The following is a 26,588-nucleotide window of genomic DNA, read 5'->3' as shown; positions in this document are numbered from 1 at the left end:
GGCCGATTTGCCCGCCATCCCCAGCAGATGCGCACCAGATTCGCTGATCCTAGCATTCGGCGCGATGTCTGCCCGGCACGCAAATGAAGCGCGGGGGCTCGCGCCTGTGATGCCTCGGCTCACCATGCCAACGGTTCCTTTGCCGATCGCAATCCGACCGGGGCCGCATGTCGGGATCGCCATCACCGGCCGGCACTCACCGTCCGGTGACCACACTCAACGGCATCGAGCGTCATGGGCTCTCACGAGCCCGTCGCCGAACTGCCCTCACAGACCAAGGATTACGCCATGAAGACCCATCTCCTTGCAGCGATGTTCGTCACTCTGGGAACAACCGGTGCGCTCGCTCATATCACCCTCGAAACGCAGCAGGCTCCGGTCGGCTCGACCTACAAGGCCGTGTTGCGCGTGCCCCATGGTTGCAAGGGCGCGTCAACAACGAAGGTCCGCGTCCGGATTCCCGAGGGCGTGATCGCGGTCAAGCCGATGCCCAAGCCCGGCTGGACACTGGAAACGGTGAAGGGCCCCTATGGCAAGGCTTTCGACTACTACGGCACACCGACTTCGGAAGGCGTGAAGGAAGTGGTCTGGAGCGGCGGCAGGCTGCTTGACGAGCACTATGACGAGTTCGTGCTGCGCGGTTATCTGACCTCCGACCTCAAGGCCGACACCGTCCTCTACGTACCGGTCGTCCAGGAGTGCGAGGGCGGCGCAGTCGAACGCTGGATCGAGATCCCGACTGAGGACAAGAGCGCGGACGACTACAAGTATCCGGCTCCCGGTCTGAAGCTCACCCCGAAAAAGTAAACCGAGCAAGTGGCCGGGCTTCGCGCCCGGCTGCTGGGAGTTGCCATGCGCTGGCCCCTTCGCCTCGCCTTCGTCCTGACCTGCGCCTTGGCTGTCGCCACGGCAATAACCGGACGCGCCTTCGCTCATGCCGCGCTGATCGCCGCCTCGCCGGCGGACGGCGCGGTCGTGACCAACGCCCCTGCGGTGTTGACACTGAGCTTCAGTGAACCGGTGTCGCCGCTCATCCTGAAGCTAATCGGACCAGACAGCACGTCCCGCACACTCGATCGGTTCGTGCTGAAGGACAGGACGCTGATGATCGAAGCGCCCGCCGAACTGTCAGCCGGAACGCATGTTCTGAGCTGGCGCGTCATTTCCGAGGATGGGCACCCAGTTGGTGGGGCAGTGGTCTTCTCAGTCGGTGCGCCCAGCGGCCAGTCGCCAACTCCTGAGACACGGACTGATCCTGCTGTGCGGGCTACCCTATGGCTGGGAAAGGTAGGGCTCTATCTGGGCTTGCTCATGGGGCTCGGCGGGGCAGCCTTTGCGACCTGGGTTGGTCCCTTGCCTCGCGATGCCCGGCGACCGCTCGGATTGTTCATCCTGCTCGGATCTGCCGCCTTGCCGCTGGCACTCGCCGCGCAAGGGCTCGATATCCTGGATCGCTCCCTCGGCAGCCTGGGCGAAGCGGACGTCTGGAGCGCCGCGGCCGCCAGCAGCTTTGGCCGCACGGCGCTGGCTGCAGCCGTCGCATTTCTGCTCGGAATGGCCTCCCGGGCGGTACGCGGCCGCATGGGGCCGGTCTTCGCTGGAGCAGCCCTCCTGACTGTAGGGGTGGCGCTCGCCGCGAGCGGCCATGCCAGCGCGGCCAGCCCGCAGTGGTTGATGCGGAGTGCAGTCTTTGTTCACGCCGTCAGCGTCTCCGCCTGGGCAGGAGCCTTGGTGCCGCTGTTCTTCGCTCTGCGGGAGGCCGACGCAATTACCGTGCTGCGCCAGTTCTCGCGTTGGATACCTGTCGTTGTTGGCTTGACCCTGCTCAGCGGTGGCATCCTGGCGGTGGTTCAGCTCGAACAGCCAGGCGCACTGATCTCGACCGGCTATGGCTGGGTTCTGCTGATCAAGCTCGCCTGGGTTGCAATCCTGCTGGGCCTGGCCGCCATCAACCGCTACCGCCTCACGCCCCTTGTCCTGTCTCGAACGGGCATCGCCGCCAAGACGATGCGGCGCATGATCGCGGCCGAAACCTTGCTGGTGTTCCTTGTCCTTGGCACCGTTGCGACCTGGCGCTTCACGCCGCCGCCGCGGGCACTTCTCGATGCGGCCGCGCCGCCTGCATCGGTCCACATTCACACGGCCAAGGCGATGGCGGACATCCGCATCTCGCCTGGACGTGCGGGGCCAGCCTCCATTTCGATTTCACTGCTCGACGGGGAGTTTGGACCGCTCACGGTCAAGGAAGTTCGCTGCGTGATGTCGAACCCGTCGGCCGGGGTCGAACCGATCGAGCGTCAGGCCGTCCGGTCGAGCGACGGCGCCTGGCATGTCGACAGCCTCGTCATTCCCATCGGTGGTCGGTGGACCATCGAACTCGAAATCCTGGTCTCCGATTTCGAGATGATCCGCCTCGGTGAGACCGTGGAGATCAAGCCATGACGACTGACATGACGCGCCGGGACCTGACAGCACTGGCCGCGACAGGGGCGCTCTCGGGCTTGTTCGGACATGTGCGCGCGGCCGAGGCACAACCTGCGGCAACGGGTTCCGCGCCGATGCGCGTCGCGATGCTTGTCCACCCGGATATGGTCCTGCTCGATCTCGTCGGTCCGCTGACGGTGTTCTCGCTTCTGCAGGCTGAAACTCATCTGGTCTGGAAGGGCAGGGCAGCCGTCACCAGCGATGTGAAACTGCCGGTCACGCCAACAACGACATTCTCCGAATGCCCCCGCGATCTCGACGCCCTGTTCGTCCCCGGCGGGTTGAAGGGCAGTGTCACCCTGATGGGGGATAGCGAGGTGCTGGGTTTCCTCGCCGAACGCGGCGCGCAAGCTCGTTATGTCACAAGCGTCTGCACCGGCTCTCTGCTGCTCGGAGCCGCGGGACTGTTGAAGGGCTATCGAGCGACCTCGCACTGGTATGTCCGGGATCTACTGCCTTTGATGGGCGCAAAGCTCCAGACTGATCGCGTCGTGATCGATCGCAACCGGATGACTGGCGGAGGTGTGACGGCCGGACTGGATTTCGGATTGACGCTCGCTGCTGCGCTCGTGGGTGAGGAAACCGCACGCCGCATCCAGCTCGTCCTTGAATACGACCCGCAACCGCCCTTCGATTCAGGCGCGCCTGAGCGTGCGGACAAGACGAATGTCCAAGATGTCCTCGCGCGCCGGTCACCGCTGATTGCAATGGCGAAGGCACAGGCCGAACAGGCGAGGTCACGCCTCGCGCTCTGAAGCACCGGCGCGAATTCCATGATCGAGGACGAACCGCTTGCGTCACGTCCCCGGCAACAAGCGCACCACATCATCGGACCGGACATCGTGTCTGGTCCGATGATCTAACCTTGTGTTTGCATCGCCTTTCCCGAAAGCCGCAATCTACATTTCGGGCCAATGCTTTAGGTCCGCGATATGCGAGCGGGATGGGTGAATATCTCGAAGCCGTCGCCGCGTGCGATCCCGATCAGCGTCATTCCGGCATCGGCTGCCGTCCGTATGGCCAGCGCCGAGGGAGCGGAGACGGCAGCGAGAATTGGTAGTCGAGTTATGGCAGCTTTCTGAACCATCTCGACCGAGATGCGGCTGGTGAGGACACCGATGCCCGTCTCGGCCTCGCACTTCTGGCGGGCGAGTGCCCCGACCAGCTTGTCGAGGGCATTGTGCCTGCCCACGTCTTCGCGCAGGACAGCAAGGCCTTGGTGGCGCTCCCAGAGAGCGGCAGCATGCACTGCGTGCGTCTGACGATTCAGCGTTTGCTGGCCCGAGATCGATTGAACCGCCATCATGATCTCCTCAGGAGAGAAATTCAGGCCGAGCGGAACCGAATCCAGAGGCCGTATCGCCTCGGAGAGCTGCTCGATGCCGCACAAGCCGCAGCCGGTCGGTCCTGCCAGATAGCGACGGCGATGCTGGAGCTTCTCCGCAGGCGCATCAGCGAGCCAGATTTGCAACTCGATGCCGATCTCCTGCTCGATGATCGCAAGCGAGTGGATTTCATCCAGCGAGGTGATGATACCTTCGGTCAGGCTGAACCCGATCGCGAAATCCTCGAGATCATCGGGTGTCGCCATCATCACGGCGTAAGATGATCCGTTATAGGTGATCGCGATCGCAGATTCTTCCGGCACGGCGCGGCTGCTCGGAGCAAGGCCGCCATTTCGCCAGACCGTCGATTCTACCCGGAGGTGGCTCTCCATATCGATCGTCCTGCTGCGCCGACCGGAGATCGGACCGTCGCCTGCGAAAAATGGCACAGACCCACTGTCGTTGCGAGCGCCGCTGAGGAGGCATGGCGCGCTTCGTCCGAACAAGACGGAGAAGCGCGGGTGGGCTTGGCGCCCCAATGAAGCGCAGCGAGCGCTGGTCTGTATGTGACAGCGAAGCCGGAGCTCTCGTGGCACGGGCGCCTTCCAATCCGGACAGACCCTGGGTGCGCACTCATCATGTGCCGCGGCGAAAGTCGAAATTGACCTTGCTGGAGCATCTGGGACAAGATGAGGCGTGGTTACGGTCACGGCTCCCGAGTTTCGGGGCGCTCATCGACTGAATGCCGGACAAGGGCGCTCCTGGCGGGTGCTGTTGATCGCCTCGTCGCTGGTGCTCGCCAGCACGTCGAGCTTGGCCGAAGAGCTCAAGCCTTGGTTTGCCGAAACCACCCCAACACTCGTTCTCGACCGCCTCGACGGCGCTCGTATCGATCTGGCGGAGCTGCCCGGCGGTCCCGTGATCGTCCATTTCTTCGCGACATGGTGCGCCCCCTGCATCGAGGAGATGGCCTCGCTGAACGCACTCGCGGCTCAGCAGCCGGTCCAGCTCACGATCCTCGCCGTCGATGTCGGCGAGGTCGACGCCCGGGTCAGGACCTTCTTCCGCGAGCGCCCGGTTTCATTCCCCATCCTGCTGGACCGCGACCGCAGCGCGATGAAGGCCTGGCATGTTGAGGGATTGCCGACGAGCTTCGTGCTCGATCGCGACCTGAGCCCGGCCTTCAAGGCCGAAGAGCCGCTCGATTGGACGGGCCCGGCCGTCATCCGCGTGCTGACGCGACTGTCGCAGCGCAAGAACGGGACGCCGGCGGAACAGACGATCGATGGAAGCCAGAGCAGGGAGGAGATCCGATGATTACGCGTCGTGACATGCTGAAAACCGGTGCCGTGGTCGCAGCTGCGGGGTTTGTGGCTCCGCACCACGTCCTCGCCCAGGACGCCGTCTTTGCGCCTTCGCCCGGTGCCTGGCGCAATTTCGAGGTGCTGACCCGGCTCGAATTGCCGGCGAAGGGCGGGGCACAGGCCTGGATTCCGCTGCCATCAGTGCAGGAGGGCGAATGGATCAGGTTGGGTAAAAACGCCTGGCAGAGTAACGCTGCCTCGGCGGAGGTCGTCAGTGATCCCAAATATGGCGCGCAGTTGCTGCATGTTGTCTTCAAGGACGGTGAGGCAGCGCCCGCTATCGAGGTTCGCAGCAGTTTTTCGCTGCGCGACCGGGCCGAAGATCTCGGCGCAAGATCCCAGGCGCCAATTCTGAGCGCGGCCGAGCGCAGGCTTTATCTCGAGGCGACCGAGCTGATGCCCACCGACGGCATCGTCAAGGAGACTGCCGATAAGGCGATTGCCGGTAAGGCGAGCGACCTCGACAAGGCGCGAGCGATCTACGAATGGGTTGTCGTGAACACGTTCCGTGACGCCAGGACACGCGGTTGCGGTACCGGCGACGTCGCCTCGATGCTGCGCACCGGCAATCTTGGCGGCAAATGCGCCGATCTGAACGCACTCTATGTCGCGCTGGTACGTGCCGCGGGCATCCCGGCCCGCGACATCTACGGTATTCGCGTCGCGCCTTCGAAGCTCGGCTATGCCAGCCTCGGTGCCGGTTCCGCGACCATCACCAAGGCGCAGCATTGCCGAGCCGAGGTCTGGCTCGATGGCTATGGTTGGGTCGCAACCGATCCCGCCGATGTGCGCAAGGTCGTCCTGGAGGAGCCGCCAGGGAACAATGCAATCGACACGCCCAAGGTGGTGGCCGCGCGAAAGACGCTGTTCGGCGCCTGGGAGGGCAACTGGCTCGGCTACAACATGGCTCATGACCTGGAATTGCCGGGCTCGCGCCACAAGGTGGCATTCCTGATGTATCCGCAGGCCGAAATCGCTGGCGCGTTGCTCGACTGTCTCGATGCCGACACGTTCAAGTACACGATCAAGTCGGCCGAGATCACGGCTTAGTCGGCGAGGCGGATGGGGCGCTGCTCTTCTGGAGACTGGACCATGAGCGACACGATCGACCTTGACACTCCCGCTCCCCCCCGCCTGACCAGCCTGGCACATGGCGGCGGCTGTGGCTGCAAGCTGGCGCCGTCGGTCCTGCAGCAACTGCTTGCGGACCACCCTGCGGCAGGGCCTTACCGTCAGCTTCTCGTCGGCACGGAGACTGGCGACGATGCGGCGGTCTGGCAGATCGACGATGAGACCTGCGTCGTCGCGACGACGGATTTCTTCATGCCGATGGTCGACGATCCGCATGATTTCGGCCGGATCGCGGCGACCAATGCGATCTCGGATGTCTATGCCATGGGCGGCAAGCCGATCATGGCCTTGGCAATCCTCGGCATGCCCCTCGACAAGCTGCCGATCGAGACGACGCGCGAGATCCTGAAGGGCGGCGCCTCGATCTGCGCCCAGGCCGGCATTCCGGTCGCGGGCGGGCACTCCATCGATGCACCCGAGCCGATCTACGGACTTGCAGTGATCGGCCTGTTGAAGCTGCCGAACCTGCGCAGGAACAGCGGTGCGCGGCCGGGCGATGCGCTGATCCTGACCAAGGCATTGGGCGTGGGGATCTATTCGGCGGCCTTCAAGAAGGAGTTGCTGCCAAAGGCCGCCTATGACGAGATGATCGCCTCGACCACCCTGCTCAACCGCGTCGGCGCCGAACTAGCAGGGGATGGCGACGTCCATGCGATCACCGACGTCACCGGCTTCGGCATTCTCGGGCACGGGCTGGAGATGGCGCGCGGCTCGGGCGCGACCTTGCGGCTCCGCTTGGCTGAATTGCCCTTCCTCTCGCAGGCCGAGCAACTGGCACGCGACGGGCGCGTGACCGGTGCTTCGCACCGCAACTGGGCGAGCTATGGCGAGGGCGTCGCGCTACCGGCCGGACTGCCGGACTGGCAGCGCCATTTGCTCACCGATCCGCAGACCTCGGGCGGCCTCCTGGTCTCCTGTGCAGCAGGGAGGGCAGACGAGATTCTGTCCATGGTGAAGGCGGCTGGATATCCCTCCGCCCGCATCGTCGGAACAGTCGAGGCCGGCCCTGCGCGGGTGATCGTCAGCTAGATCATCGGACCGGATCTCGCATCCGCTCCGATGATCTGACCTTCCGCGTTTGCATCGGCCTTCCCGCAAACCGCAATTCGGGCCGTTTCCCTAGGTTTCATCGACCCGCATCCGGCGCCCCCAAACGTCGAAAAGCTCGCCGTGGTTCAGGACCAGCCGGTCGCGCTCCAATCCGTCTTCCAGCGAGCGCAAACGCGTGCGGGCGAGCGCGTCGTCGAGTGGGCCGCCCTTCTCTGCGCGGGTCGGAAAAAACGCGACGGCATCCCAGCTCACGCCGGCGCTGCGAAACATCAGGATGATGTCGCCCCAGTCGATCTCGTCGCCGATGACATGGACATAGGTGGAGCGCAGAGGCTCGACCTTCGGCTCGGCAATGCGGACCAGCACGATCAACGCCGTGAACGGACCCTTTCGGAACGCTTTGGCGAGCCAGGCGTCGAAATCGGTACTCAGCCCTTTAGAAGTCGACACGCGGGGTCTCCGGCATATAGCGCTCGAACAGAGCATAGAACTCAGTTCCGGTTTCCTCCCGGTACCAGTCCTCGAAGGCGAGCAGGGCGGCCTGCGAACCCCGACCGGGCGGCCCCTCGCTTGCGCTCATCTCGTCCTGTATCGCCTCGAAGACCGGCATCAGCCTGTCGAGGACGAGCGCCTGCCGCGGACCGATCTCGTCCCAGCCGAGCCCACTGGCGACGATGAACCTGGCGCGCGCAGTCGCCTTGTCGGGATCCTCTGCCTCGGCGATGGCTTTGGTCGAGCGGCGCATCAGGTTGAGCCTGCGGAAGGCGTTGGCGCGTTCCCGGGCGAGCACCTCGATCCGCGTGGCCGCCTCGCGACGATACGCGTCCTCGGCCCGCCGGGCAGCTTCAGCCGCTTCCTCGAAGACCGCGATCAGGTTGAGGTCCGGCGCGTCTGTGTCTTCGGTCATGGCGCCTCAGTGAGCTGGCGGAAGAGAATGGGAGTCGAACCCACCAGAGACCGTCTGACGGCCCCTCCCGGATTTGAAGTCCGGACGCCCCACCGGGGACGCTTCTCCTCCATTCGACGCATCAACCGTCAGCGGACCGAACAGGTCGAGCCGCTGACGGTTGATGCGCCTGAGATCGCCGCGGCGGATGGTGACGCCATGGCGATCGAAGAATTCAAGAATCTGGATCGCGACCTTGCGGCCGTTATCGAGCCTGTCGCGAAACTGTGCGGCGTTGAACCCGGCCGGGTCGCGTGCCGCGAGGTCTGCCGCGACGCCGACCATTTCGGAGACCGTATCGCGCAGGAAGAAGTGGTCAAGTGCGAGCTCATGGACGTCGCCGCGACGCCCGGCAAGGCGGAACAGGCGGCGGATATCCTCCTCATGGCAACCCAGGATCTGGGCGACGTCGCGTACGCGGGGCGGGCGGAAGCGCTCGCCGCTGCCAATCAACGGCGCGACGCGTGCCCAGAGCGCCTCATCCTGCGGCGTCAGCCTGACTTCGTGCTCGGGCCGCCTGATCCAGGAACCGATGACGACGAGTTCACCGGCATGCGCCAGCCGGGTCAGCGCCGTGCGGAAGACGGCGGCAGGCAAGCGCGGCGTCACGGCCAATCGCAGCCTTTCCAGCCCCATTCCCGGCTGGTCGGGGTGGTCGGCGTGATAGGCTTTCAATATCTCGATCACCGAGCCGGAGAGGTTCTTCCAGCTCTGCGGGAGCATGACCGAAGCACCGATTGGCACAAGGCCGAGCCTGACCGCCAGTGCCTCGGACTGCCCGGGCCCGAGCGCGCGGTCACGCGCGAAGGCCTCCAGCTCGGCATGATAGGGTGGCTCGTCGAGCAGCCTTGCCAGCGCCTCCGCATCGTCGGTCTCGGCTAGGGCGAACAGCTGGGCCTGCCTCTCCGGGCTTCGGCGCCGACGCTCCGGCGCGCGCAAGTCGAGGAAGCGGCCACCGCCGATCGTCCGTGAGGCGCTGGTGTCGCGCAGCACGAAGCGATCAAGCGTGGCGGCCGCAATCGGGCTGTCGAGCACGAGCTGTACCAGCGCCGTCGCGCCGGGCGCGATCTCGCCGCCAAGCAGGACGATGCGGGCGCCCACCTCGGTCGCCGCATGGTGCAGCCGCACCGGTTGCCACATCGCCAGCGGCCTCTTCTCGGATGCGACGATTGTGAGTTCGGCGTCGATCCGCGTGGCCGGAGCATGCAGATGCGAAGCGACAATCATATCGCCACGATGGATCGCGTCCTTTGATATCTCCGACCCCGCGAGATTGAGAGCACAGCGATCGCCGGCCGTACCTCGCTCAGTGGGGAGGTTCTGGGCGTGGATCGAGCGCACGCGTGCCGGGATGCCTGAAGGGGAGACAATGATGCTGTCGCCGACCGCGACTGCTCCCGAGAGGACCGTACCGGTAACGACCGTGCCGGCGCCGGAGAGTGTGAAGCAGCGATCCACGGCCAGGCGGAAGGCGCCATCGCCACGGCGCATATGCGAGGATTGGGCTCGTTCGCTCAGCCGCGCGGCAAGCTCGGCGATACCCGACCCGGTCACGGTCGAGACCGGCAGGATCGGTGCGTCAGGGAATGGCGTATCAGCAAGCAGCATACCGATCTCGCTGTGCAACGCGGCGAGGCGCGCCGCTTCGACGAGGTCGGATTTGGTGATCGCGACGACGGCTTGGCCAATGCCGAGCAAGCGGGCGATGTCGACATGCTCGCGCGTCTGCGGCATCACCCCGTCATCGGCCGCCACGACGAGCAGCAGCAGATCGATGCCGGAGGCGCCGGCCAGCATCGTGTGCACGAATTTCTCGTGACCAGGCACATCGATGAACCCGACGATCCGGCCATCCCGCTGCGGCCAAAAGGCAAAGCCGAGCGTGATGGTGATGCCACGCTCCTTCTCCTCCTTGAGACGATCGGTATCGACGCCGGTGAGGCGTTTCACCAGCGAGGTCTTGCCATGATCGATATGGCCCGCCGTGCCGATGATCACGGCGCGGCCTCTTCGGGCGCGACGGCCGCGCGCGCTGCCTTGATGAAGGGGGCGGCGAGCAGGCTGCCGCAGCGCTCGGCGTCCAGCAGGAGGCAGAGAGCGCGGGCAGCATCTTTCGTGACGCCTTGGCCGAGCAGTGTCGCGGCGCCGAGCATGGCCTTCGCGTCGGCGTCGCCGGCTTCGGCGCCGCGCTGCCACCACTGCGCCGCCAGCACCGGATTCCGCTCTACGCCGAGCGCCTCGTGATGCATCATCCCGAGCCGGGTCATGCTGGCAGCGATCCCGGCCCCGGCCGCGGCTTCCGCCCAGCGCAGGGCGTCGGGCAGGTCGGCCGCACTGCCGCTCTCAAGGAGCATCCAGGAGAGCATGTCCTGCGCCGGCGCATCACCCTGTTCGGCCGCGAGCCGGTAGAGCCGGGACGCCTCGGCGTCGCTTTGCGCGACGCCGTCGCCCTTGAAATGCAGAGCAGCGAGATTGCGCTGGCCGACCGCATCGCCGCTTTCGGCCGAGAGCGAGAGCCAGCGCAGCGCGAGCGCCGGATCGGGCTCGACGCCCAGTCCCTCGGCGAAGCAGGCGCCGATATTGTTCTGGGCGCGCGCCAGGCCGGCATGAGCGAGCGGACCCCAGATGGCCAGCGCCGCACCGTAATCTCCACGCTCGACCGCCGCCGCGGCGGCAGCCATCGCCGTAGTGGTGTCGGCCGGCGGCGACCGGTCGCGACGGAGGAGGCGGTCAAGCAAGGGCATCGCCGGCCTCGGGATTCAACAAGCGCAATTGGCCGATGAAGGCGTCCTCGTCCTCCAGGCAGCGCAGGTCGAAGACCAGCGCGCCTTGAGCGATGCGCCCGATCACGGGCAGGGGCAGGGCGCGAAAGGCGGCGGCGAGTTTGTCCAGCGCCGCGCCGGAGGCCTTGCCGGATGGCTTCATCGTGATCCCGGCGCTCGGCAGCGTTTCGAGCGGCAGCGCGCCTGAGCCGATCTGGCTGGAGCAATCGGCGATTTCGACGATCCAGCCGGAGCCAAGAACGTCGGCGACGTGCGGCTGCACGCGCTCGGCCAGGATGCGCAGTGCGGCTACAGGGCGCGTGAACAAGCGCAGCGTCGGCAGCCTGTCGGCCAACCGGTCGGGGTTGCGGTAGAGCTTCAACGTGGCTTCAAGCGCAGCAAGGCGCAGCTTGTCGAGGCGCAGGGCGCGCTTGAGCGGGTTCTTCGCGAGCTGGGCCACCAGTTCCTTGCGACCAGCGATGAAGCCGGCCTGCGGCCCGCCGAGCAGCTTGTCGCCCGAGAAGGTGACGAGGTCCGCGCCGCCCTTCAGTGCATCCTGCACCGTCTTCTCATGGCGCAGCCCCCAGCGCGCGAGGTCGATCAGGGTGCCGGAGCCGAGATCATCGAAAAAGGGGAGGTCATGCTGATGCGCCAGCGCCGCAAGCTCTGCGGGCTCAACGGCAGCGGTGAAACCCTGCACCATGTAATTCGATGTATGGACCTTCATGATCAGCCCCGTCGCGGAGCCGATTGCCTCGGCATAATCGCGCAGATGCGTCCGGTTGGTCGTGCCGACCTCGCGCAGGATCGCGCCGGCACGCGCCATGATGTCGGGCATGCGGAAGGCGCCGCCGATCTCGATCAGTTCGCCGCGCGAGACGATGGCCTCGCGGTCCCGGGCGAAGGTGTTGAGCACGAGCAGCACGGCCGAGGCGTTGTTGTTGACGAGCAGCGCGTCCTCGGCCCCCGTCAGTTCGCGGACGAGGTCGCGGACATGCGCGTCGCGCTCGCCGCGCTTGCCGGCCTCGATGTCGTATTCGAGGTTGGTCGGGGAGCGCATCGCCGTGATGACGGCGTCGATCGCCTCCTCCGCCAGCAGGGCGCGGCCGAGATTGGTGTGCAGCACCGTGCCGGTGAGGTTGATGACCGGTCGTTGCGACGGCCGCTCCTGATCCTCCAGGCAAGCCAACGCGCGCTCGGCGATCGCCTTGACGGGGGCAGGGTGGGGCGGTTCAGTTTGCCGCATCCGCTCCAGAACCTGACGGACAGCCTGTGTGGTCGCCGGTCGGCCGTGGCGTGCAAGGGCGAGCTCGCAATGCGGACTGCGTAGCACCTCATCCACCGATGGCGGGCGGAAGCGTTCGGGTCGGTTCATCAGGCTCCCTCCGGGAGACGCATGATCAGTAGCCGAGCAGGAAAGGGTTTACGCCAGCACGGCGCCATCCTGCTTCCGAGACCAGAAGGTCGAGGCCGAGGCTCGCGACATCGTCGGCCACTGGCTCCAACTCCGCATCCTTCCGTTGGTTCAGGATCTTCAGGTAGGTCCGGCACTCGTCGCAGGTCTCTGCCTTGATCGTGTCAGCGATCCCTTCGATGGCCTGATAGGCGATGCCCTTGGTCGAGCCGCAGGAGACGCATTTCACCCGGACATGGTTCCACTGCGTTGCGCAAAGCGAGCACTGGACATAGCGAACACCTTCGATGTTCGCCGTGGCCATGACCGCGCTGGCGACAGGCGGGCCGCCGCAGCACGGGCAGACGCCGTCGGCGACGGGCTGGGGCAGGGTGGCGTCGAGCAGCGCAGCGCGTAGAGCCCCAACGACTTGCAGGGCCGCAGCCGCGAAGATGTGTTCGGCGGCAGTCTCTGCAGGCACGGCGTCGTCGAGCACGGCTGCGAACATGGTACCGCGGGCGGCGCTGTCCGCTTCCTTCGCCCGGTTCAACGCGGCGCGAGCAAGCTCCGGCATGATGACGTCTTCGAGCAGAACGAGAAGCCCTCCGAAACAAGTGGACGTCGCCTCGTCCAAGGCCAACTCCGTACGCGGCAGCAGAGGCATCGCGTTGGCCGCTCGGCTCCGTTGTTCGGCGAGGGAGGGCATCGAGGGCGGAGCGATCACGCCCGCCAACTGCTCCTGGGCGGTTGAGAGCGCCGCAAGGAAGGTCAGATAGGGCTGGAGTTGGTGCCCCGGTCCCAGGGCTGCGAAGCGCATGGCGCGCAGCCCGAACATCAAGCGTGGGTCTGGAAGCCGGACGAAGGGGGGCTTGTCGCGTTCGGCGATGCCGACATCTTCAAAGGTCGCAAAATCCTGGCTGTCACTCATCAAGTATCAACCTCACGAACCCCACGGGCCACGTCGAGGCGGAGCAGCCGAAGCTGCCCCGCGAAATTCTATTCCGCCGGACCTATGCCATGACGGCGCGGGGGCACCTGCCGCTCGTCGATGACGCCCTTGCGGGCCTCGCGCCGGAGCCAGAGCCGATGATGCCGGAAGGCCCAGCCACCCGTCACCTTGCCCTCCGTCATCGCGTTGATCGTGCCGCGCACATAGAATCCGGCATAGATATGGACGATGACGACCAGCAGCATCGCGATTGCCGCGAGTGCATGCACGATATGGGCGAAGCGCTGCTGTTCGATGGTGAAGCTGGTTCCGAAATACTCGTACCAGATCATCAGACCTGTCCCGAACAGGACGAGGATCATCAGCGTCATCAGCCAGAAGACGAGCTTTTGCGCTCCGTTATACTTGCCGATTTCGGGGAGATTCTCCTCGCGACCGGCCATCACATCGCCGATATGGCGCATCCATTCTGTATCGACACGGGTCCAGAAATTGTAGCGGACCATCTGGACGAACAGGATGGCAAAGCTCAGCAGCAGCACCACGCCGATCCAGGGATGCAGCATCCGTGTATTCGAGCCTCCACCGAAGAAGCTCGACAGGAAGAACAGCGACGGGTGAAACAGGGCGGCCCCGCTGAGCGCAAGCAGGATCAGGGAGATCGCCGTCACCCAGTGATTGACGCGCACGCGGCCGGGGTAGCGGTCGACGGTCGTGCGCTCCTCCTCACGCCTCACGGCCACGGGCTGCCTCCTCGTCGATCAGATGCTCGGCCTCGCGATCTTCCGCACGGCTGACATCGTTGCGTCTTGCGACGGTCGCATGGACGAAGGCGAACATGGCGGCGAAACCCACAACAGCCATGCCGGTATATTTGGTCAGTCCCTTCCAGAGCTCAACGACCTGGCTGATCCTGGGGTTCTGCGGAAGGTTGGCATAGAGCTGCGGCCTGTCGGCATGGTGCAGCACGTACATCACATGCGTGCCGCCGACGCCCGGCGGATCGTAGATGCCGGCATTCTTGAAGCCGCGCGACTTCAGGTCGGTGATCCGCCCCTCGGCATAGTTCAGCATCGCGGCCTTGGTGCCGAAGACGATCGCGCCGGTCGGGCAGGCCTTGGCGCAGGCCGGCGCCTGGCCAACCGAGACCCGGTCGGAACAGAGCGTGCACTTATAGGCCTTGTGATCGGTCTGGCTGATGCGCGGGATGTTGAAGGGGCAACCCTTCACGCAATAGCCGCAGCCAATGCAGTTCTCCGAGACGAAGTCGACGATACCGTTATTGTACTGAACGATGGCGCCGGGGGCGGGGCAGGCCTTGAGGCAGCCCGGATCGGCGCAATGCATGCAACCATCCTTGCGGATCAGCCATTCCAGATTGCCGCTCTCCGCATTTTCCCATTCCGTGAAACGCATCAGCGTCCAGGTATTCGGCGTCAGATCGTGCGGGTTGTCATAGACGCCGATGTTGAAGCCGACCTCCTCGCGCAGGTTGTTCCATTCAAGGCATGCCGCCTGGCATGCCTTGCAGCCGATGCATTTCGAGACGTCGATAAGCTTCGCGACCTCGAAATCATGCCGAACATCCGGCGGCCTGAAGGTCGTGGCCGAGATGCGGGAGAAGTCCTGACTCTGCAATCCTGCCATCGCCGCCTCCTCAGCTCGTGACCGGCCCGTTGCTCGGCTCGACATTCACCAGGAACGCCTTGAACTCGGGCGTCTCGATGTTGGCGTCGCCGACGAACGGAGTGAGGCTGTTGGGGCCGAAACCCTTCCTTGCCGCACCGGTGAAGCCCCAATGGAGCGGGATGCCGACGATATGGACCGTCTTGCCGTCGCAAATCATCGGCTTGATGCGCTTGGTCACAACGGCCTTCGCATGCACGGAACCACGGTTGGACGAGACCTTCACCCAGCTGCCAGGCTGGATGTTCTTCTCCGCGGCCAGTTGTTCGCTGATCTCGACGAAGAACTCCGGCTGCAGCACCGCATTGACCCAGACATGCTTGGTCCAGAAGTGGAAGTGCTCGGTCAGGCGGTAGGATGTTGCCGCATAAGGGAACTTGTCCGAAGTGCCGAGCGCCGCCAGATCGTCCTTGAAGATGCGAGCGGCGGGGTTGCCGCGGATCTTGGGCGCCATGACATTGGTGACCGGGCTTTCGAACGGCTCGTAATGGGCCGGGAAGGGGCCGTCTTTCATCATGCCCCGCGAGAACAGCCGCGCGGTGCCCTCAGGGTTCATGATGAAGGGGCCGACATCCCGCGGCTTGGCGGCCGGCGCGATGTCCGGCACGTCGAACCCGGTCCAAGTGCTGCCATTCCACTCGATCAGCCTGCGCTTGGGATCCCACGGCTTTCCGTCGATATCGGCGGAGGCGCGGTTGTAGAGGATGCGCCTGTTGGCCGGCCAGGCGAACGCCCAGTTGGCATAGGCGCCGGTATTGCCGGGGTCGCTCGTATCCCGGCGGGCCATCATGTTGCCCCGCTCGGTCCAGGAGCCCGAATAGATCCAGCAGCCGCAGGCCGTCGATCCGTCATCGCGCAGCTGCCCGAACGTATCGACCAACTTGCCCTTCTCCAGCACGATCTTGCTCGGATCGACCGGGTCGGTGACGGTCGAGACGACGTAGCCGTTCATCTCCTTCGCCAGCTCGTCCGGCATCGGATCGTCCGGTATCCGATAGGGCCAGTGCAGGTTGAGGATCGGATCAGGGAAGGCGCCGCCTTCCTTCTGGTAGAGCGCCCGCAAGCGGAGATGGAGCTGCCCCATGATCCAGGTGTCGCTCTTGGCCTCGCCGGGAGGTTCGGCTCCCGGCCAGTGCCATTGCAGCCAGCGGCCGGAGTTGACGAGCGAGCCCTCATCTTCTGCGAAGCAGGTCGTCGGCAGCTCGAACACCTCGGTCTGGATGGCCTCGGGCTTGACGTCGTTGAAGACGCCCTCGTCCTTCCAGAAACGCGATGTCTCCGTCTGCAACGGGTCCATCACGACGAGGAATTTCAGCTTGGAGAGCGAAGCCGTGACCTTGCCCCGATTAGGGAAGGACAGCAGCGGATTGAAGCCCTGGCAGAAATAACCGTTCACCTTCCCCTGGTTCATCAGTTCGAAGGTGCGCAGCACGTCGTAGCCCGGCACGTCGAGCTTCGGCAGCCATTGATAGGCGAAATCGTTCTCCGGCGTCGCCGCATTGCCCCACATCGACTTCAGGAAGCTCACCATGAACTTCTTGTAGTTCTGCCAGTAGCTCATCTGGTTGGGGCGCAGCGGCTTGAAGCCGCGCGTGCTCATATAGGTCGTGAAATCGACCTCCTTGTCCGTCGGCAGGGTCAGATAGCCGGGGATCAGGTTCGACATCAGGCCGATATCGGTCAGGCCCYGGATGTTGGAATGGCCGCGCAGCGCATTCATGCCGCCGCCACGCATGCCGATATTGCCGAGCAGCAGCTGCAGCATCGCCATCGAGCGGATGTTCTGCGAGCCCTTGGAGTGCTGGGTCCAGCCGAGCGCATACATCGACGTCATGACCTTGTCGCGCGCCGACGTCTCCGAGATCATCTTGCAGATCGTCAGGAACTTGTCCTTCGGCGTGCCGCAGATGCGTTCAACCATCTCCGGCGTGTAGGCCGCGATGTGGGTCTTCAGGAGCTGGTAGACGCTTCGCGGATGCTGCAGCGTCTCGTCGATCTGCACGTAGCCGTCCGGACCGAGCTCGTATTCCCAGCTTGAGCGGTCGTAATCGCGCTTGGCTTCGTCGTAACCGGTGAACAGACCCTCCTGATAACCAAAGCCTTCCTTCACGAGGTACGGCGCGTTGGTGAAGGCGCGCACATAGTCGTGCTGGATCTTGTCGTTATCGATGCAGTACTTCATCACCCCCAGGAGGAAGGCGATATCCGTGCCCTGCCGGATCGGCGCATAGAAATCAGCGACGGATGCCGAGCGCGTGAAACGTGGATCGACGACGATCAGCTTCGCACCCCGCTGGGCTTTCGCTTCAGTGACCCATTTGAAGCCGCAAGGATGCGCCTCGGCGGCATTGCCGCCCATGATGACGACGAGATCGGTATTCTTGATGTCCGTCCAGGAGTTCGTCATCGCACCGCGACCGAATGTTGGGGCCAGACTGGCCACCGTCGGTCCGTGTCAAACGCGCGCCTGGTTGTCGAACGCCAGCATCCCGGTGCTTCGCACCACCTTGTAGGTCATGAAGGCGGTTTCGTTGGTCGTCGCCGAGGCCGCCAGGAACCCGGTGGACAGCCAGCGATTGACCGTCACACCATCCTGATTGGTGGCGATGAAATTCTTGTCGCGGTCGTCCTTCATCAGCCGCGCTATGCGGTCGAGCGCCTCCGCCCAGCTGATGCGCTTGAAGTCACGTTGGCCGGGGCCGCGATATTGCGGGAATTTCGTGCGCGTCTCGGCATGGACGAAATCGAGCAGGGCCGAGCCCTTGGGACAGAGGGTACCGCGGTTCGTCGGATGATCCGGATCGCCCTCGATATGGATGATCGCCGAATGGGCATTTTTCGATCTATCGCCCAGGCCGTACATGATGACGCCGCAGGCGACAGAGCAATAGGGACAGGTATTTCGCGTCTCGGTGGTTTGCGCCAGCTTGAAGGGGCGCACGGCCTGAGCCAGCGCCTGCTCCGACTCCCCGAACCCCAGCGCAGCTATGGCTGTTCCAGCCAGTCCCGTTCCTGCGCCTCTCAAAAACTGGCGGCGCGATAGCTCTTGAAGCATCCGGACCTCCCAGAAGGCGACATATTCGCCCTTGTTCTCTTTGGAATAGTGAAACTCTGGACCGACGGCGTCAAGATGACTTTCCGGAAACTGGCGGCCGGGCGCGTATGCCGCCGCGGCACCATTTCGTCGTCTTGTAGATTATATCCATCGCATATTTGGAGTATCGACCGATATTTTGCACCGACCCCGATCGAATGATATCAACCATATGCAGATATATTAACAAATCGATTGATGACGCTACGTATGACAGCGAGTAACGACTGATAATATCTACAACCTGGAGCACTAAGAACGAAGTCCTGCCTAAATATTGGTCGCATTGCTCGATTATCGTCCGATTCCTACAAATGTTCGGATAGCCTCGCGGTCGCGTTGTCGGGCGACTGCGTCAATCTGCCGGTCCGGGAACCGCGCCTCCATTTGCGACACGGATCGTCGGCTGTCCTACGTAAGGGACCGGGTTGCCGCAAAACGAATCATGTCGAGGAGAAATCTGCCGCGTGGAAGCATGGCGTTGGGGCCTGGGACATCGCTGCGGTGCTCCAACCAGCCTGCAAGAGCGTTGCCATCGCCCTGAGATGTCGCGCCGTGCCTGCGGGTTCGGGCTACCCGCAAGGCGCTTTACCGTCGGATTGGAGATAGGATTTCAATTCAGCCGGGGTGGAGTTGAACAGGCCAGTGAAATCCTTCTGAGTGACGAACCCGGCTCGCGACAAGAGGCGGATCTGTTCGGCGAGCGGCTCCGGCACGAAGGCAGACGGTTGATAGCCCGAGGTAACGTCATTGCCGCGGCCTCTGTCGGCACTATCGACAGCGACGATCATTCGACCCATCTCGCTTTCGCGGACATTCTTTACCATGGAAATGTGTTCCCGCCGCGCGCGAACGAATTCGCTTAGCCGTGCGACCAAGCGGTTGCGGTATTGGTCGTCGCAAAATCGGTTCTTGTAGATGCGCATCGTGCACGCCAGGAACTCCGCTCCTTTCTCTGGTCCCAGGAATGTCTGCCCGCGTTTTTCCGCGTAGGCTGCGGCATCTCTGCTCGTGGGCTTCATGCAGCGTTCGTGCAGTTCGCTGTCGATCGCACTGAAGCCATCGGCAGTTTGCTGCATCTCAAACGTCATCATCCAGGACTGGCCGACGATGAACGGCACCGGTCCTTGCTTGTTGTAGGACCGCGCAACCGCAACGGGATCGGAACCGAAGCCCGCAACAACGGCCGGAGCAGTCGGGGGTGGGGGGCTGGAGCTGCGCCCCAGCAAGAAATAGGCGCCAGAAAAGCTCACGAGAATGGCGACCACGCCGATTGCAATGTCGGCCACGCCTATGCCAGGACCGCCGCTCCCGCCCTGGGGACCGCGAGAACTTGCCTCAGCGCCACCGCCTTTTGCATCGGTGGTCGGAGGCTTCCTCTTACCGAACGACATGGTCTCGATCCCGCTATACTCGTGTTGTCTTATCGGGCAGATGCCGGCGTCCTATCGTGGGCAGACGCTGGTTGCGCCGTACCCGTCCGGATCAATGCGAGTATCCGCCTTCACGCTTCGTTGGCCGATCTCGATCCGGCGTGCGTTCGTGGTCGACCAGACGCGCAAATTCTCTCTGGGGATGCCGAAATAGCGCTGCCATCTGTCCAGCGCCGCGCAGACCAGTCGCTGCCGGGGTCTATCCGTTGGGAAACGGGAATAGTCTCCCGGGCTTGCCACGTCCCCGGCCCCAAAGGCACCGACGCGAAACCCTGCGAGCAGTCCATCCCTGGCTCCGGCGAGATCAAACGCAAACGGTCCTTCGACGCCAATCTTCGCCCGCTGGCTCGGGAGTGCCCCGCTGATCTGCAATAGAGCCGGCCTGTCGGCGATGAGGACGACGGCAGACGCGCCAATGTTGGACAGGTCCAGGGCAATGGCCTGCGGGTCCGATTTGCCGGGGAGCTTGGCCTGCGCCTCAGAGGTCACTGCGGTCGTTTCGGCCGCACTGACGGCGTGGAAGACGACATGCACCATGTCCGTATTCCTGGCCTCGGCAGATTGCGCGGTCATGCCCTCGAGGCGCTGGAAGAGCCGTTTCAGCGCCTCGGCATCGTCACCGGAGACGACGCCGCTCGCGCGTTGCGCCGATTCGATTTTTGTCAGCAGGGGATCGAATGACGGGGTCGCGCGCCAGAGATGAAAATTCACGGATACGAAGATGCTCGCTGCGGTCACAATCGGCAGCACCAGGACAAGAATGAGCAAGGCATTGGCGACGCGCCCAGCCCGCGTCGCAACCGCGCTGCCGGCCTCCTGCACAGCGGGGTCTTGTTGCTGCTTCCTTCCGAATGACATCGTCCGTGCCTCAGCCGTCCAATCGGGCGGGAGGATACTGCCTGCCGCGATCCTTACGCTGGGTTAAGCGACCCAGGGTAGAACAGGAAATGGCGCCACGAAATTGAGGGGAGGGCCGTGGCGTGGCCCGATGACGTCCTCACTCAGCCGCAGCAGCCTGATCCGCCGGCTTGTCCTCGAGCGCGGCCGTCATCGCGTCATCGACCTTTTCCAGCCAGATGAATTCGAGCCTCTTGCGGGCATCCTCCGGGATGTCCTCGAAATCGCGGCGGTTGCGGGCTGGCAGCATGACGCGGGTGAGCCCGGCTGCTGCTGCCGCGACGACCTTCTCCTTGATGCCGCCAACCGGCAGAACCAGCCCGCGCAAGCTGATCTCTCCCGTCATGGCAGTGTCGCTTCGCACAGTACGGCGGGTCAGGAGCGAAACCAGCGCGGTGAACATGGCAACCCCGGCGCTTGGCCCATCCTTGGGCGTAGCGCCGGCGGGGACGTGAATATGGATATCGCTCTCGGCGAACATGGCGGGGTCGATGCCTAGTGATGAAGCACGGTTCTTGACCACACTGAGGGCGGCCTGGGCGCTTTCGCGCATCACGTCGCCAAGCTGGCCGGTCAGGATCAGGTTGCCCCTTCCGGGAATGCGGGTCGCCTCGATGAAGAGGATGTCGCCACCAACCGGCGTCCAGGCCAGCCCGGTGGCAACGCCGGGTACGCTTGTGCGCATGGCGACCTCGTTCTCGAAACGGGGCGGACCGAGGATCATCGCCAGATCATCGGCCCCGATGCGAACCTGCGTGGCGCTGCCTTCGGCGATCTGTACCGCCGCGTGGCGCAGTGCGCGGCCGATCTCGCGTTCGAGGCCGCGCACTCCGGCTTCGCGGGTATAGTCATGGATGATCCGCCGCAGCGATACGTCGTCGATCTCGACCTGCCCAGGCGCGAGACCGTTGGCCTCGAACTGTCGGCGCAGAAGATAACGCCGCGCGATCTGAAGCTTTTCGCTTTCGGTGTATCCGGAGAGGCTGATGATCTCCATGCGATCGAGCAGCGGCCCGGGGATCGTGTCGAGCATGTTGGCGGTGGTGAGGAACACGACGCGGGAGAGATCGAACGGGACGCCGAGATAGTTATCACGGAAGGTCGCGTTCTGCTCCGGGTCCAGCACTTCCAGCATGGCGGCGGAGGGATCGCCCTGGATGCCCCGGCCCATCTTGTCGATCTCGTCGAGCATCATCACGCAATTGCGCGCCTTGGCCTTGCGGATCGCCTGGATGATGTTGCCGGGCAGGGCGCCGATATAGGTTCGGCGATGGCCCCGGATTTCGGCCTCGTCATGGACGCCGCCCAGGCTCACACGCGAAAAGGGGCGCCCCATGGCTCGCGCGATCGACTGACCGAGCGAGGTCTTGCCGACACCGGGCGGGCCGACGAAACACAGGATCGGCGCCTTGCCTCCCGGCGCGAGCTTCCGCACTGCGAGGTATTCGATGATGCGGCGCTTGATCTTGTCGAGCCCGAAATGATCCTCGTCGAGAATCTGGCGGGCGGCAGCCAGGTCGATCGGTTTCTCCTCGGGGAGGGCCCAGGGCAGCTCGATCAGCCAGTCGAGATAGGTGCGAACCATGCCCGCCTCGGCCGCGGCCTCCGGCATGCGCTCGTAGCGGCGCAATTCCTTGCGCGCGACCTCTTCCGCTTCCGGCGTCATCCCGCCCCTCGCGATCGCTTCGGTGAGCTCGGCGACCTCCGGCCCTCTGCCGTCCGTCTCACCCAGTTGGCGCTGGATCGCTGCCATCTGCTCGCGCAGGATCGCTTCGCGTTGGCGCGCATCGAGCGATTCCTTGGTCTGGCGGCCGATTTCCTGGGTCAGCCGCAAAACTTCGATCCGCCGGGCCAGGAAATGCGAGATCCTGTCCATGCGCTTGGTGATGTCGATGGTCTCGAGGAGCTCCTGCTTCTCGTCGACCGTGATATCCAGATAGGCGGCGACGAGATCGGCCAGGGCCGTGGGCGAAACGGCCGATTGAACGGCCGCAAGCAGTTCCTGCGGCACCTGCGGGAGGAGTTGCAGCGCCTCGAGCGCCTGTTGACGCAGATGGAGTGTATGAGCCTCGATCTTCGGTGTGAGGAGATCGGGCTGCTCGATCCGCAACACACGCGCCGCGAAGAAGGGGTTCTCGACCACAAACTCGACCAGGCTGAAGCGTTGCTCCCCTTGCAGGACAAGGTGATGGCTGCCGTCCGGCGCGTTGATATAGCGAAGGACATTGGCGACCGTTCCCACCCGGTGCAGGTCCGCAGGCGCCGGATTCTCGATCTCGGAGTCGCGCTGCATCAGAATGCCGACCGGTCGCTCTTCGCGAAGCGCCTGCTGGGCCGCAAGGACCGAACGCTCTCGTCCGATCGTGATCGGGAATACCGTTCCGGGGAAGAGAACCATGTCGCGGACCGGAACGATGATCAGGGCATCGGAAGGCACGGTCGAAGGCGCCGCGGGATGAGCGACCGATGCCGCCGGCTGTTCGGTTTCCTGCTCTCGATCCTCGCTCGGCATGAATCCCTCCCAGGCACCTGTTCGCGAACGGCTCTCGACCTCAAATCGATTTCTGCAGGCTGAGCACCAGGCAGCCATTCGCGTCGCTGCGCGTCACGGCCGCGTAGCGTCCTTGGGGCAGGCGGACGCGGCGCTCGAAATGGCCCTGGGGAATCTCAAGCCGATGGATAGTCGCGGTGCGGAGTTCCGAGGGCAGGGTGCGGCGCCCCACCACGACGAGTTCGCCGTCTTCGATGGCGATTTCGACCTGGTCGGTGCACACTCCCGGCAAGGCGACCAGGATCAGGACCTCAGTCTCGAGCTCGAGTACGTCGACCGGTGGGACCCAGGACACCTGTTGGGCCGCCTGGCGTGGCTGGAAGAACTGTCGGTGCAGATGCTCGGCCCGCGTCAGCATCGCGATCGCTTCCGACCACATCCAGCTCTGATGATCGTCACGCCTCATGTCCGCAGCTCCACTTAAGGTGCTTCCAGCATTCTAGAGCCTAGCCACGCATCATGGCCAGATTGGGCATGAGCTTGCGTCCTGAGCAACAGATAGGGCGCGGCAGAACAGGGCGCCACGGCGTGACGGAATATAGCGCGCAGGCTGAACCTTGCGACCGCAGGAGCGATCCTCGCTGCAAGAATCCTTCGGTCACTCGTATGAAATCGAAAGAGCGCTCGCCCAAGCTCACCCGACACAGCCGAGCGCGCTTCGCTAAGATAAAAAGCAAACCAAACTAGGTCTTTACGGGAATAATCTCACCACTGACTTTCAAGTTGTGAGCGGCTGCATCTCGCGCAGTCACGGCATCGCGGTCCTGCCTTCGAGCCACTAGAACGCGCAGCCCGCGCGCAATGAGTTCGCCCGCCTGTCGAAGTTCCAGGCGTTTCTCGAGGCGCTGCAAACCTGGAAATACCATCCGAGGCGCGGCCTTCGCTGAAGCAGCCCACAATGATGGTTCAGGGAGACCGATCGGGCTTTCGGATTCCCGAGCATCCATGCGCATGAGGCGGATGGTGGCCGGATCCACCACTCGTTCCTGCACCACACTGGTGCTGTCAGGACCGGCCGGGCCACGAGAACATCTCTCGGCAGCGCATCGGGGTTGCAGCGGCCAATCGTCCGTCCATGCCAGCAGCAGGGCAGTGTACACCGCGATGTGACGGCTCAAGCGTTTGTCGCCGTCAGCATGAGCTCCGTCAGTCTCGGATCCGAAGGAGGGCTCGATCGGTGCTCCAAAGAGCGCCGCCTTGATTCGCATAAGACATATTATGGAACCAAACTATATGATCCTCGATCCCCTGATCCGGGCGCGGCCTTGCTTGCCGAATGGCCAGCCGATCAGGAAATCAGTCGATCGATAAATCAAATAGGTCATTCACGACAGCCTCTTATGGCAACGTGCCAAAGTAGATTAGCGACCTCTCCGCTTGCCGATATTCCAACCGTTCGGGACACTGGCTCATTGTCTTGGAGCAGGCTTGATTGATGCGGGACCGCGCGCCTCGAAATGCATGGCAGAGCCATGGTCGCCAGGAATGGATTTCGACCGTCAGCCCGGATACAGCCTGACATGATGGCTGCTTCGGGGAATCGATGACCATGCGCACGTTGCAGGATTGTGCTGAAGCTCTGGCCGGTGGAACGATCACCGCCCGTGCGCTGGTGGAGGAATGCCTCGAACGGATTTCAGATCCGGCGGGCGAAGGTCGACGCGCCTTCATCTCGGTCTCGGCAGTCAGCGCCCGGGCGTCGGCTGATGCCCATGACGGCTTGCGGCGGGTCGGCCGTGCGGCCGGCCCATTCGCCGGCATTCCCTTCGCCGTGAAGGACCTCTTCGACGTTGCCGGCGAACGGAGCATGGCTGGCTCACGTGCACTGGCCGATTGCGCGCCGGCGAAGGCTCATGCGCCGACGATCGCACGCATGATTTCGGCCGGGTTCATCCCGATCGGCCGGACCAACATGACCGAATTCGCCTATTCGGGAATCGGTGCCAATCCACATTATGGAACGCCGCTCAGTCCCTGGGATCGCGCCTCACGCCGCATTCCGGGTGGCAGCTCGTCGGGCTCCGGCGTGGCGGTTGCCGATGGCATGGCACCGGTTGCACTCGGCAGTGACACGGGCGGCTCATGCCGGATTCCGGCCGCGCTCTGCGGCATTGTCGGCTACAAGCCGACAGCGCGACGGGTGCCGCTCGATGGCGTCGTCCCGTTGTCGAGCAGCCTTGATTCATTGGGGCCGCTCGGCGCCAGCGTGGCCTGTTGCGCCATTGTTGACGGCGTCCTGGCGGCCGACTCTCTTGCGCCGCCGCTGCCACGCCCTATTGCGGGTCTGCGCCTTGCCATCCCGACCCAGATCGTCAGGGATGGCATGGACGCAACCGTGTCCGCCGCTTTCGACCGCGCAGTCAGCCGCCTGAGCGCGCTTGGCGCGCTGATCAGCGATGTTGATTTCGCGCCGCTCGGGGCAATTGGCAAGGCCAACAGCAAGTTCGGCTTCGCGGCGCCCGAGGCTTTCGCCTGGCACCGCGCGCTGCTCGAAACGAAGGGCGAGCTTTACGACCCCCGCGTCAGCAGCCGGATCGCGACCGGCGCACAGGCGCTGGCCGCCGATTATCTCGATCTCGTCCTGGCCCGGCGCGAGATCATCGCGGCAATGGATGCGCTTACCGCAGGCTACGACGCGCTGCTGATGCCGACCTGCCCGATCATGGCGCCGCGCCTGGACGATCTGACGGAGGATCCCGAGTATTTCCGGCTGAACGGGCTGCTGTTGCGCAACCCGAGCCTCGGCAACTTCCTTGATCGCTGCGCGATCAGCCTGCCCTGCCATAAGCTTGGCGAGGCTCCGGTCGGATTGATGCTGACCGGCGAGACCGGCGGCGATCGCACCCTGTTTGCCATTGCCGCCGGGATCGAGGCGGCCTTGCGGCAATGAGTGCTCCAAGAGGGGCGGGCACAGCCCCTCCCCCCGTAGGGCTCTGTTTCAGCGTTCCTTGAAGATCCTGTTGGCGTGGTCTGCGAAGGGTTTCGTCAGGAACGAGAGCGCGGTGCGTTCCTCGGTGGTGATGAAGACCTCGACCGGCATTCCGGGCTGGAGCTTGCGGTCGCCGAGGGCGGCGACGAGATCGCCGTCGATCTGGATCTCGCCGGTGTAGAAATTGGCGCCGGTGGTGGGGTCGCGGGTGGTCGCCGGGGAGAGATGGCTGACGGTGCCCGGCAGCTCCGGGGTCGCGTTCTTGGCGAAGGCGGAGAAGCGCAGGCGGGCGGGCTGGCCCGGCCTGACCTGGTCGATATCCGTCGGCGCGATCCTGACCTCGACGGTGAGCTTGGCCTCGCCCGGCACGATGGTGGCGAGGCGCGCGGCCGGGGTGATGACACCGCCGACGGTGAAGACGGTCAACTCGTTGACGAGCCCGGCGATCGGGGCGCGGATTTCGGAGCGCGAGAGCCGGTCCTCACTGGCGAGCCGTCGGTCGCTGAGCTCGGAGACCTTGGCCTCGACCTGGCGCAGCTCGCGCTGGGCCTCGGTGCGGGCGGTCTCGTCGACGGCGATGATCTGGAGGCGGGC

At 64.3% G+C, this 26,588-nt stretch carries 22 protein-coding genes, 1 tRNA gene and 1 pseudogene; 7 read left to right on the top strand and 17 right to left on the bottom strand.

All coding sequences use genetic code 11. The features are described 5' to 3' along the window. The first annotated feature begins 288 nt into the window (after nt 1–288). Genes AC1DW9_RS02245 through AC1DW9_RS02235 form a run of 3 tightly spaced genes read left to right on the top strand, consistent with a single transcriptional unit; the run spans nt 289 to nt 3,239 of the window. Entirely contained in the window at nt 289–807 is a 519-nt protein-coding gene (locus AC1DW9_RS02245) for a YcnI family copper-binding membrane protein (protein WP_476776526.1), read from the top strand. A gap of 45 nt (nt 808–852) precedes the next feature. Further along, a complete protein-coding gene (locus AC1DW9_RS02240) occupies nt 853–2,442 on the top strand; it encodes a copper resistance CopC/CopD family protein (protein ID WP_476776525.1) in 1,590 nt (529 codons plus the stop codon). Continuing rightward, complete coding sequence (locus AC1DW9_RS02235) at nt 2,439–3,239, top strand: DJ-1/PfpI family protein (protein ID WP_476776524.1); 801 nt, start codon at nt 2,439–2,441, stop codon at nt 3,237–3,239. Before AC1DW9_RS02240 ends, AC1DW9_RS02235 begins: the two co-directional genes overlap by 4 nt. Before the next feature lie 164 nt (nt 3,240–3,403). Here AC1DW9_RS02235 and fdhD read toward each other — a convergent pair whose 3' ends face one another. Next, nucleotides 3,404–4,201, bottom strand: coding sequence for a formate dehydrogenase accessory sulfurtransferase FdhD (gene fdhD, locus AC1DW9_RS02230; RefSeq protein WP_476776523.1), 798 nt, complete (start codon nt 4,199–4,201; stop codon nt 3,404–3,406). A 304-nt stretch (nt 4,202–4,505) separates the two neighbouring features. Here fdhD and AC1DW9_RS02225 point away from each other — a divergent pair, with 304 nt between their 5' ends. The 3 genes from AC1DW9_RS02225 to selD are packed head-to-tail and all read left to right on the top strand — an operon-like array spanning nt 4,506 to nt 7,333. Beyond that, nucleotides 4,506–5,126, top strand: a complete 621-nt coding sequence (locus AC1DW9_RS02225) for a TlpA family protein disulfide reductase (protein ID WP_476776522.1) — start codon at nt 4,506–4,508, stop codon at nt 5,124–5,126. Then, nucleotides 5,123–6,223, top strand: coding sequence for a transglutaminase-like domain-containing protein (locus AC1DW9_RS02220; protein WP_476776521.1), 1,101 nt, complete (start codon nt 5,123–5,125; stop codon nt 6,221–6,223). The genes AC1DW9_RS02225 and AC1DW9_RS02220 overlap by 4 nt, the downstream gene beginning before the upstream one ends. Nucleotides 6,224–6,265: 42 nt before the next feature. Beyond that, nucleotides 6,266–7,333 carry a selenide, water dikinase SelD gene (gene selD, locus AC1DW9_RS02215; RefSeq protein ID WP_441491601.1) on the top strand — a complete coding sequence of 356 codons (1,068 nt, stop codon included), beginning with the start codon at nt 6,266–6,268 and terminating at the stop codon, nt 7,331–7,333. A 90-nt stretch (nt 7,334–7,423) separates the two neighbouring features. Here the strand turns inward: selD and AC1DW9_RS02210 are convergent, their stop codons facing one another. From AC1DW9_RS02210 to AC1DW9_RS02140, 15 genes and pseudogenes are all read right to left on the bottom strand, one after another. Continuing rightward, complete coding sequence (locus AC1DW9_RS02210; protein ID WP_476776520.1) at nt 7,424–7,804, bottom strand: hypothetical protein; 381 nt, start codon at nt 7,802–7,804, stop codon at nt 7,424–7,426. Then, nucleotides 7,791–8,261 carry a hypothetical protein gene (locus tag AC1DW9_RS02205; protein WP_476776519.1) on the bottom strand — a complete coding sequence of 157 codons (471 nt, stop codon included), beginning with the start codon at nt 8,259–8,261 and terminating at the stop codon, nt 7,791–7,793. Before AC1DW9_RS02205 ends, AC1DW9_RS02210 begins: the two co-directional genes overlap by 14 nt. Nucleotides 8,262–8,276: 15 nt before the next feature. Continuing rightward, nucleotides 8,277–8,372 (bottom strand) — tRNA-Sec (locus AC1DW9_RS02200). A gap of 111 nt (nt 8,373–8,483) precedes the next feature. Next, nucleotides 8,484–10,298 (bottom strand): annotated as a pseudogene (gene selB / locus AC1DW9_RS02195) (selenocysteine-specific translation elongation factor); the annotation flags it as partial. Next, a complete protein-coding gene (locus AC1DW9_RS02190; protein ID WP_441507790.1) occupies nt 10,295–11,044 on the bottom strand; it encodes a tetratricopeptide repeat protein in 750 nt (249 codons plus the stop codon). The gene AC1DW9_RS02190 and the pseudogene selB, both read right to left, overlap by 4 nt. Next, nucleotides 11,031–12,437, bottom strand: a complete 1,407-nt coding sequence (selA, locus tag AC1DW9_RS02185) for an L-seryl-tRNA(Sec) selenium transferase (RefSeq protein ID WP_476776518.1) — start codon at nt 12,435–12,437, stop codon at nt 11,031–11,033. Before selA ends, AC1DW9_RS02190 begins: the two co-directional genes overlap by 14 nt. 25 nt (nt 12,438–12,462) lie before the next feature. Beyond that, nucleotides 12,463–13,383 carry a formate dehydrogenase accessory protein FdhE gene (fdhE, locus tag AC1DW9_RS02180; protein WP_476776517.1) on the bottom strand — a complete coding sequence of 307 codons (921 nt, stop codon included), beginning with the start codon at nt 13,381–13,383 and terminating at the stop codon, nt 12,463–12,465. A gap of 68 nt (nt 13,384–13,451) precedes the next feature. After that, nucleotides 13,452–14,147, bottom strand: coding sequence for a formate dehydrogenase subunit gamma (locus tag AC1DW9_RS02175; protein WP_441491595.1), 696 nt, complete (start codon nt 14,145–14,147; stop codon nt 13,452–13,454). Next, nucleotides 14,131–15,051, bottom strand: a complete 921-nt coding sequence (gene fdxH / locus AC1DW9_RS02170; RefSeq protein ID WP_476776516.1) for a formate dehydrogenase subunit beta — start codon at nt 15,049–15,051, stop codon at nt 14,131–14,133. Before fdxH ends, AC1DW9_RS02175 begins: the two co-directional genes overlap by 17 nt. Before the next feature lie 10 nt (nt 15,052–15,061). Beyond that, entirely contained in the window at nt 15,062–18,145 is a 3,084-nt protein-coding gene (gene fdnG / locus AC1DW9_RS02165) for a formate dehydrogenase-N subunit alpha (protein WP_476855015.1), read from the bottom strand. A 611-nt stretch (nt 18,146–18,756) separates the two neighbouring features. Then, the gene (locus AC1DW9_RS02160) at nt 18,757–19,578 is read right to left on the bottom strand and encodes a hypothetical protein (RefSeq protein ID WP_476776515.1); all 822 of its coding nucleotides are present in this window, start codon (nt 19,576–19,578) and stop codon (nt 18,757–18,759) included. Nucleotides 19,579–19,629: 51 nt separating this feature from the next. Then, on the bottom strand, nt 19,630–20,475 hold the full coding sequence (locus AC1DW9_RS02155; RefSeq protein WP_476776514.1) for a hypothetical protein: 846 nt from the start codon (nt 20,473–20,475) through the stop codon (nt 19,630–19,632). Between the two features lie 139 nt (nt 20,476–20,614). Beyond that, nucleotides 20,615–23,026 carry an endopeptidase La gene (gene lon / locus AC1DW9_RS02150; RefSeq protein WP_476776513.1) on the bottom strand — a complete coding sequence of 804 codons (2,412 nt, stop codon included), beginning with the start codon at nt 23,024–23,026 and terminating at the stop codon, nt 20,615–20,617. A 40-nt stretch (nt 23,027–23,066) separates the two neighbouring features. Next, the gene (locus AC1DW9_RS02145; RefSeq protein ID WP_441507783.1) at nt 23,067–23,471 is read right to left on the bottom strand and encodes an Hsp20/alpha crystallin family protein; all 405 of its coding nucleotides are present in this window, start codon (nt 23,469–23,471) and stop codon (nt 23,067–23,069) included. Between the two features lie 277 nt (nt 23,472–23,748). Next, nucleotides 23,749–24,183 (bottom strand): hypothetical protein, encoded by a 435-nt coding sequence (locus AC1DW9_RS02140; protein ID WP_441507782.1) that lies wholly within the window; start codon nt 24,181–24,183, stop codon nt 23,749–23,751. Between the two features lie 425 nt (nt 24,184–24,608). On the opposite strand from AC1DW9_RS02140, the gene AC1DW9_RS02135 reads away from it, so the two are divergent. Next, nucleotides 24,609–25,955 (top strand): amidase, encoded by a 1,347-nt coding sequence (locus AC1DW9_RS02135; protein ID WP_441507781.1) that lies wholly within the window; start codon nt 24,609–24,611, stop codon nt 25,953–25,955. A 48-nt stretch (nt 25,956–26,003) separates the two neighbouring features. Here the strand turns inward: AC1DW9_RS02135 and AC1DW9_RS02130 are convergent. Next, nucleotides 26,004–26,588: beta-barrel domain-containing protein (locus AC1DW9_RS02130; RefSeq protein WP_476855014.1), on the bottom strand; the 585-nt coding region annotated here is incomplete at its 5' end.

The organism is Allobosea sp. P4_E12 (genome assembly GCF_056401655.1).
Note: the sequence above shows the minus strand (reverse complement) of the source record. Positions and strands in the feature narration are given on the sequence as shown.

Excerpts from the sequence above, each read along its gene's own strand:
- AC1DW9_RS02245 (WP_476776526.1), top strand. The coding sequence starts at position 289 with ATGAAGACCCATCTCCTTGCAGCGATGTTCGTCACTCTGGGAACAACC.
- AC1DW9_RS02240 (WP_476776525.1), top strand. The coding sequence starts at position 853 with ATGCGCTGGCCCCTTCGCCTCGCCTTCGTCCTGACCTGCGCCTTGGCT.
- AC1DW9_RS02235 (WP_476776524.1), top strand. The coding sequence starts at position 2,439 with ATGACGACTGACATGACGCGCCGGGACCTGACAGCACTGGCCGCGACA.
- fdhD (WP_476776523.1), bottom strand. The coding sequence starts at position 4,201 with ATGGAGAGCCACCTCCGGGTAGAATCGACGGTCTGGCGAAATGGCGGC.
- AC1DW9_RS02220 (WP_476776521.1), top strand. The coding sequence starts at position 5,123 with ATGATTACGCGTCGTGACATGCTGAAAACCGGTGCCGTGGTCGCAGCT.
- selD (WP_441491601.1), top strand. The coding sequence starts at position 6,266 with ATGAGCGACACGATCGACCTTGACACTCCCGCTCCCCCCCGCCTGACC.
- AC1DW9_RS02205 (WP_476776519.1), bottom strand. The coding sequence starts at position 8,261 with ATGACCGAAGACACAGACGCGCCGGACCTCAACCTGATCGCGGTCTTC.
- AC1DW9_RS02190 (WP_441507790.1), bottom strand. The coding sequence starts at position 11,044 with ATGCCCTTGCTTGACCGCCTCCTCCGTCGCGACCGGTCGCCGCCGGCC.
- selA (WP_476776518.1), bottom strand. The coding sequence starts at position 12,437 with ATGAACCGACCCGAACGCTTCCGCCCGCCATCGGTGGATGAGGTGCTA.
- fdhE (WP_476776517.1), bottom strand. The coding sequence starts at position 13,383 with ATGAGTGACAGCCAGGATTTTGCGACCTTTGAAGATGTCGGCATCGCC.
- fdxH (WP_476776516.1), bottom strand. The coding sequence starts at position 15,051 with ATGGCAGGATTGCAGAGTCAGGACTTCTCCCGCATCTCGGCCACGACC.
- AC1DW9_RS02160 (WP_476776515.1), bottom strand. The coding sequence starts at position 19,578 with ATGTCGTTCGGTAAGAGGAAGCCTCCGACCACCGATGCAAAAGGCGGT.
- AC1DW9_RS02155 (WP_476776514.1), bottom strand. The coding sequence starts at position 20,475 with ATGTCATTCGGAAGGAAGCAGCAACAAGACCCCGCTGTGCAGGAGGCC.
- lon (WP_476776513.1), bottom strand. The coding sequence starts at position 23,026 with ATGCCGAGCGAGGATCGAGAGCAGGAAACCGAACAGCCGGCGGCATCG.
- AC1DW9_RS02145 (WP_441507783.1), bottom strand. The coding sequence starts at position 23,471 with ATGAGGCGTGACGATCATCAGAGCTGGATGTGGTCGGAAGCGATCGCG.
- AC1DW9_RS02135 (WP_441507781.1), top strand. The coding sequence starts at position 24,609 with ATGACCATGCGCACGTTGCAGGATTGTGCTGAAGCTCTGGCCGGTGGA.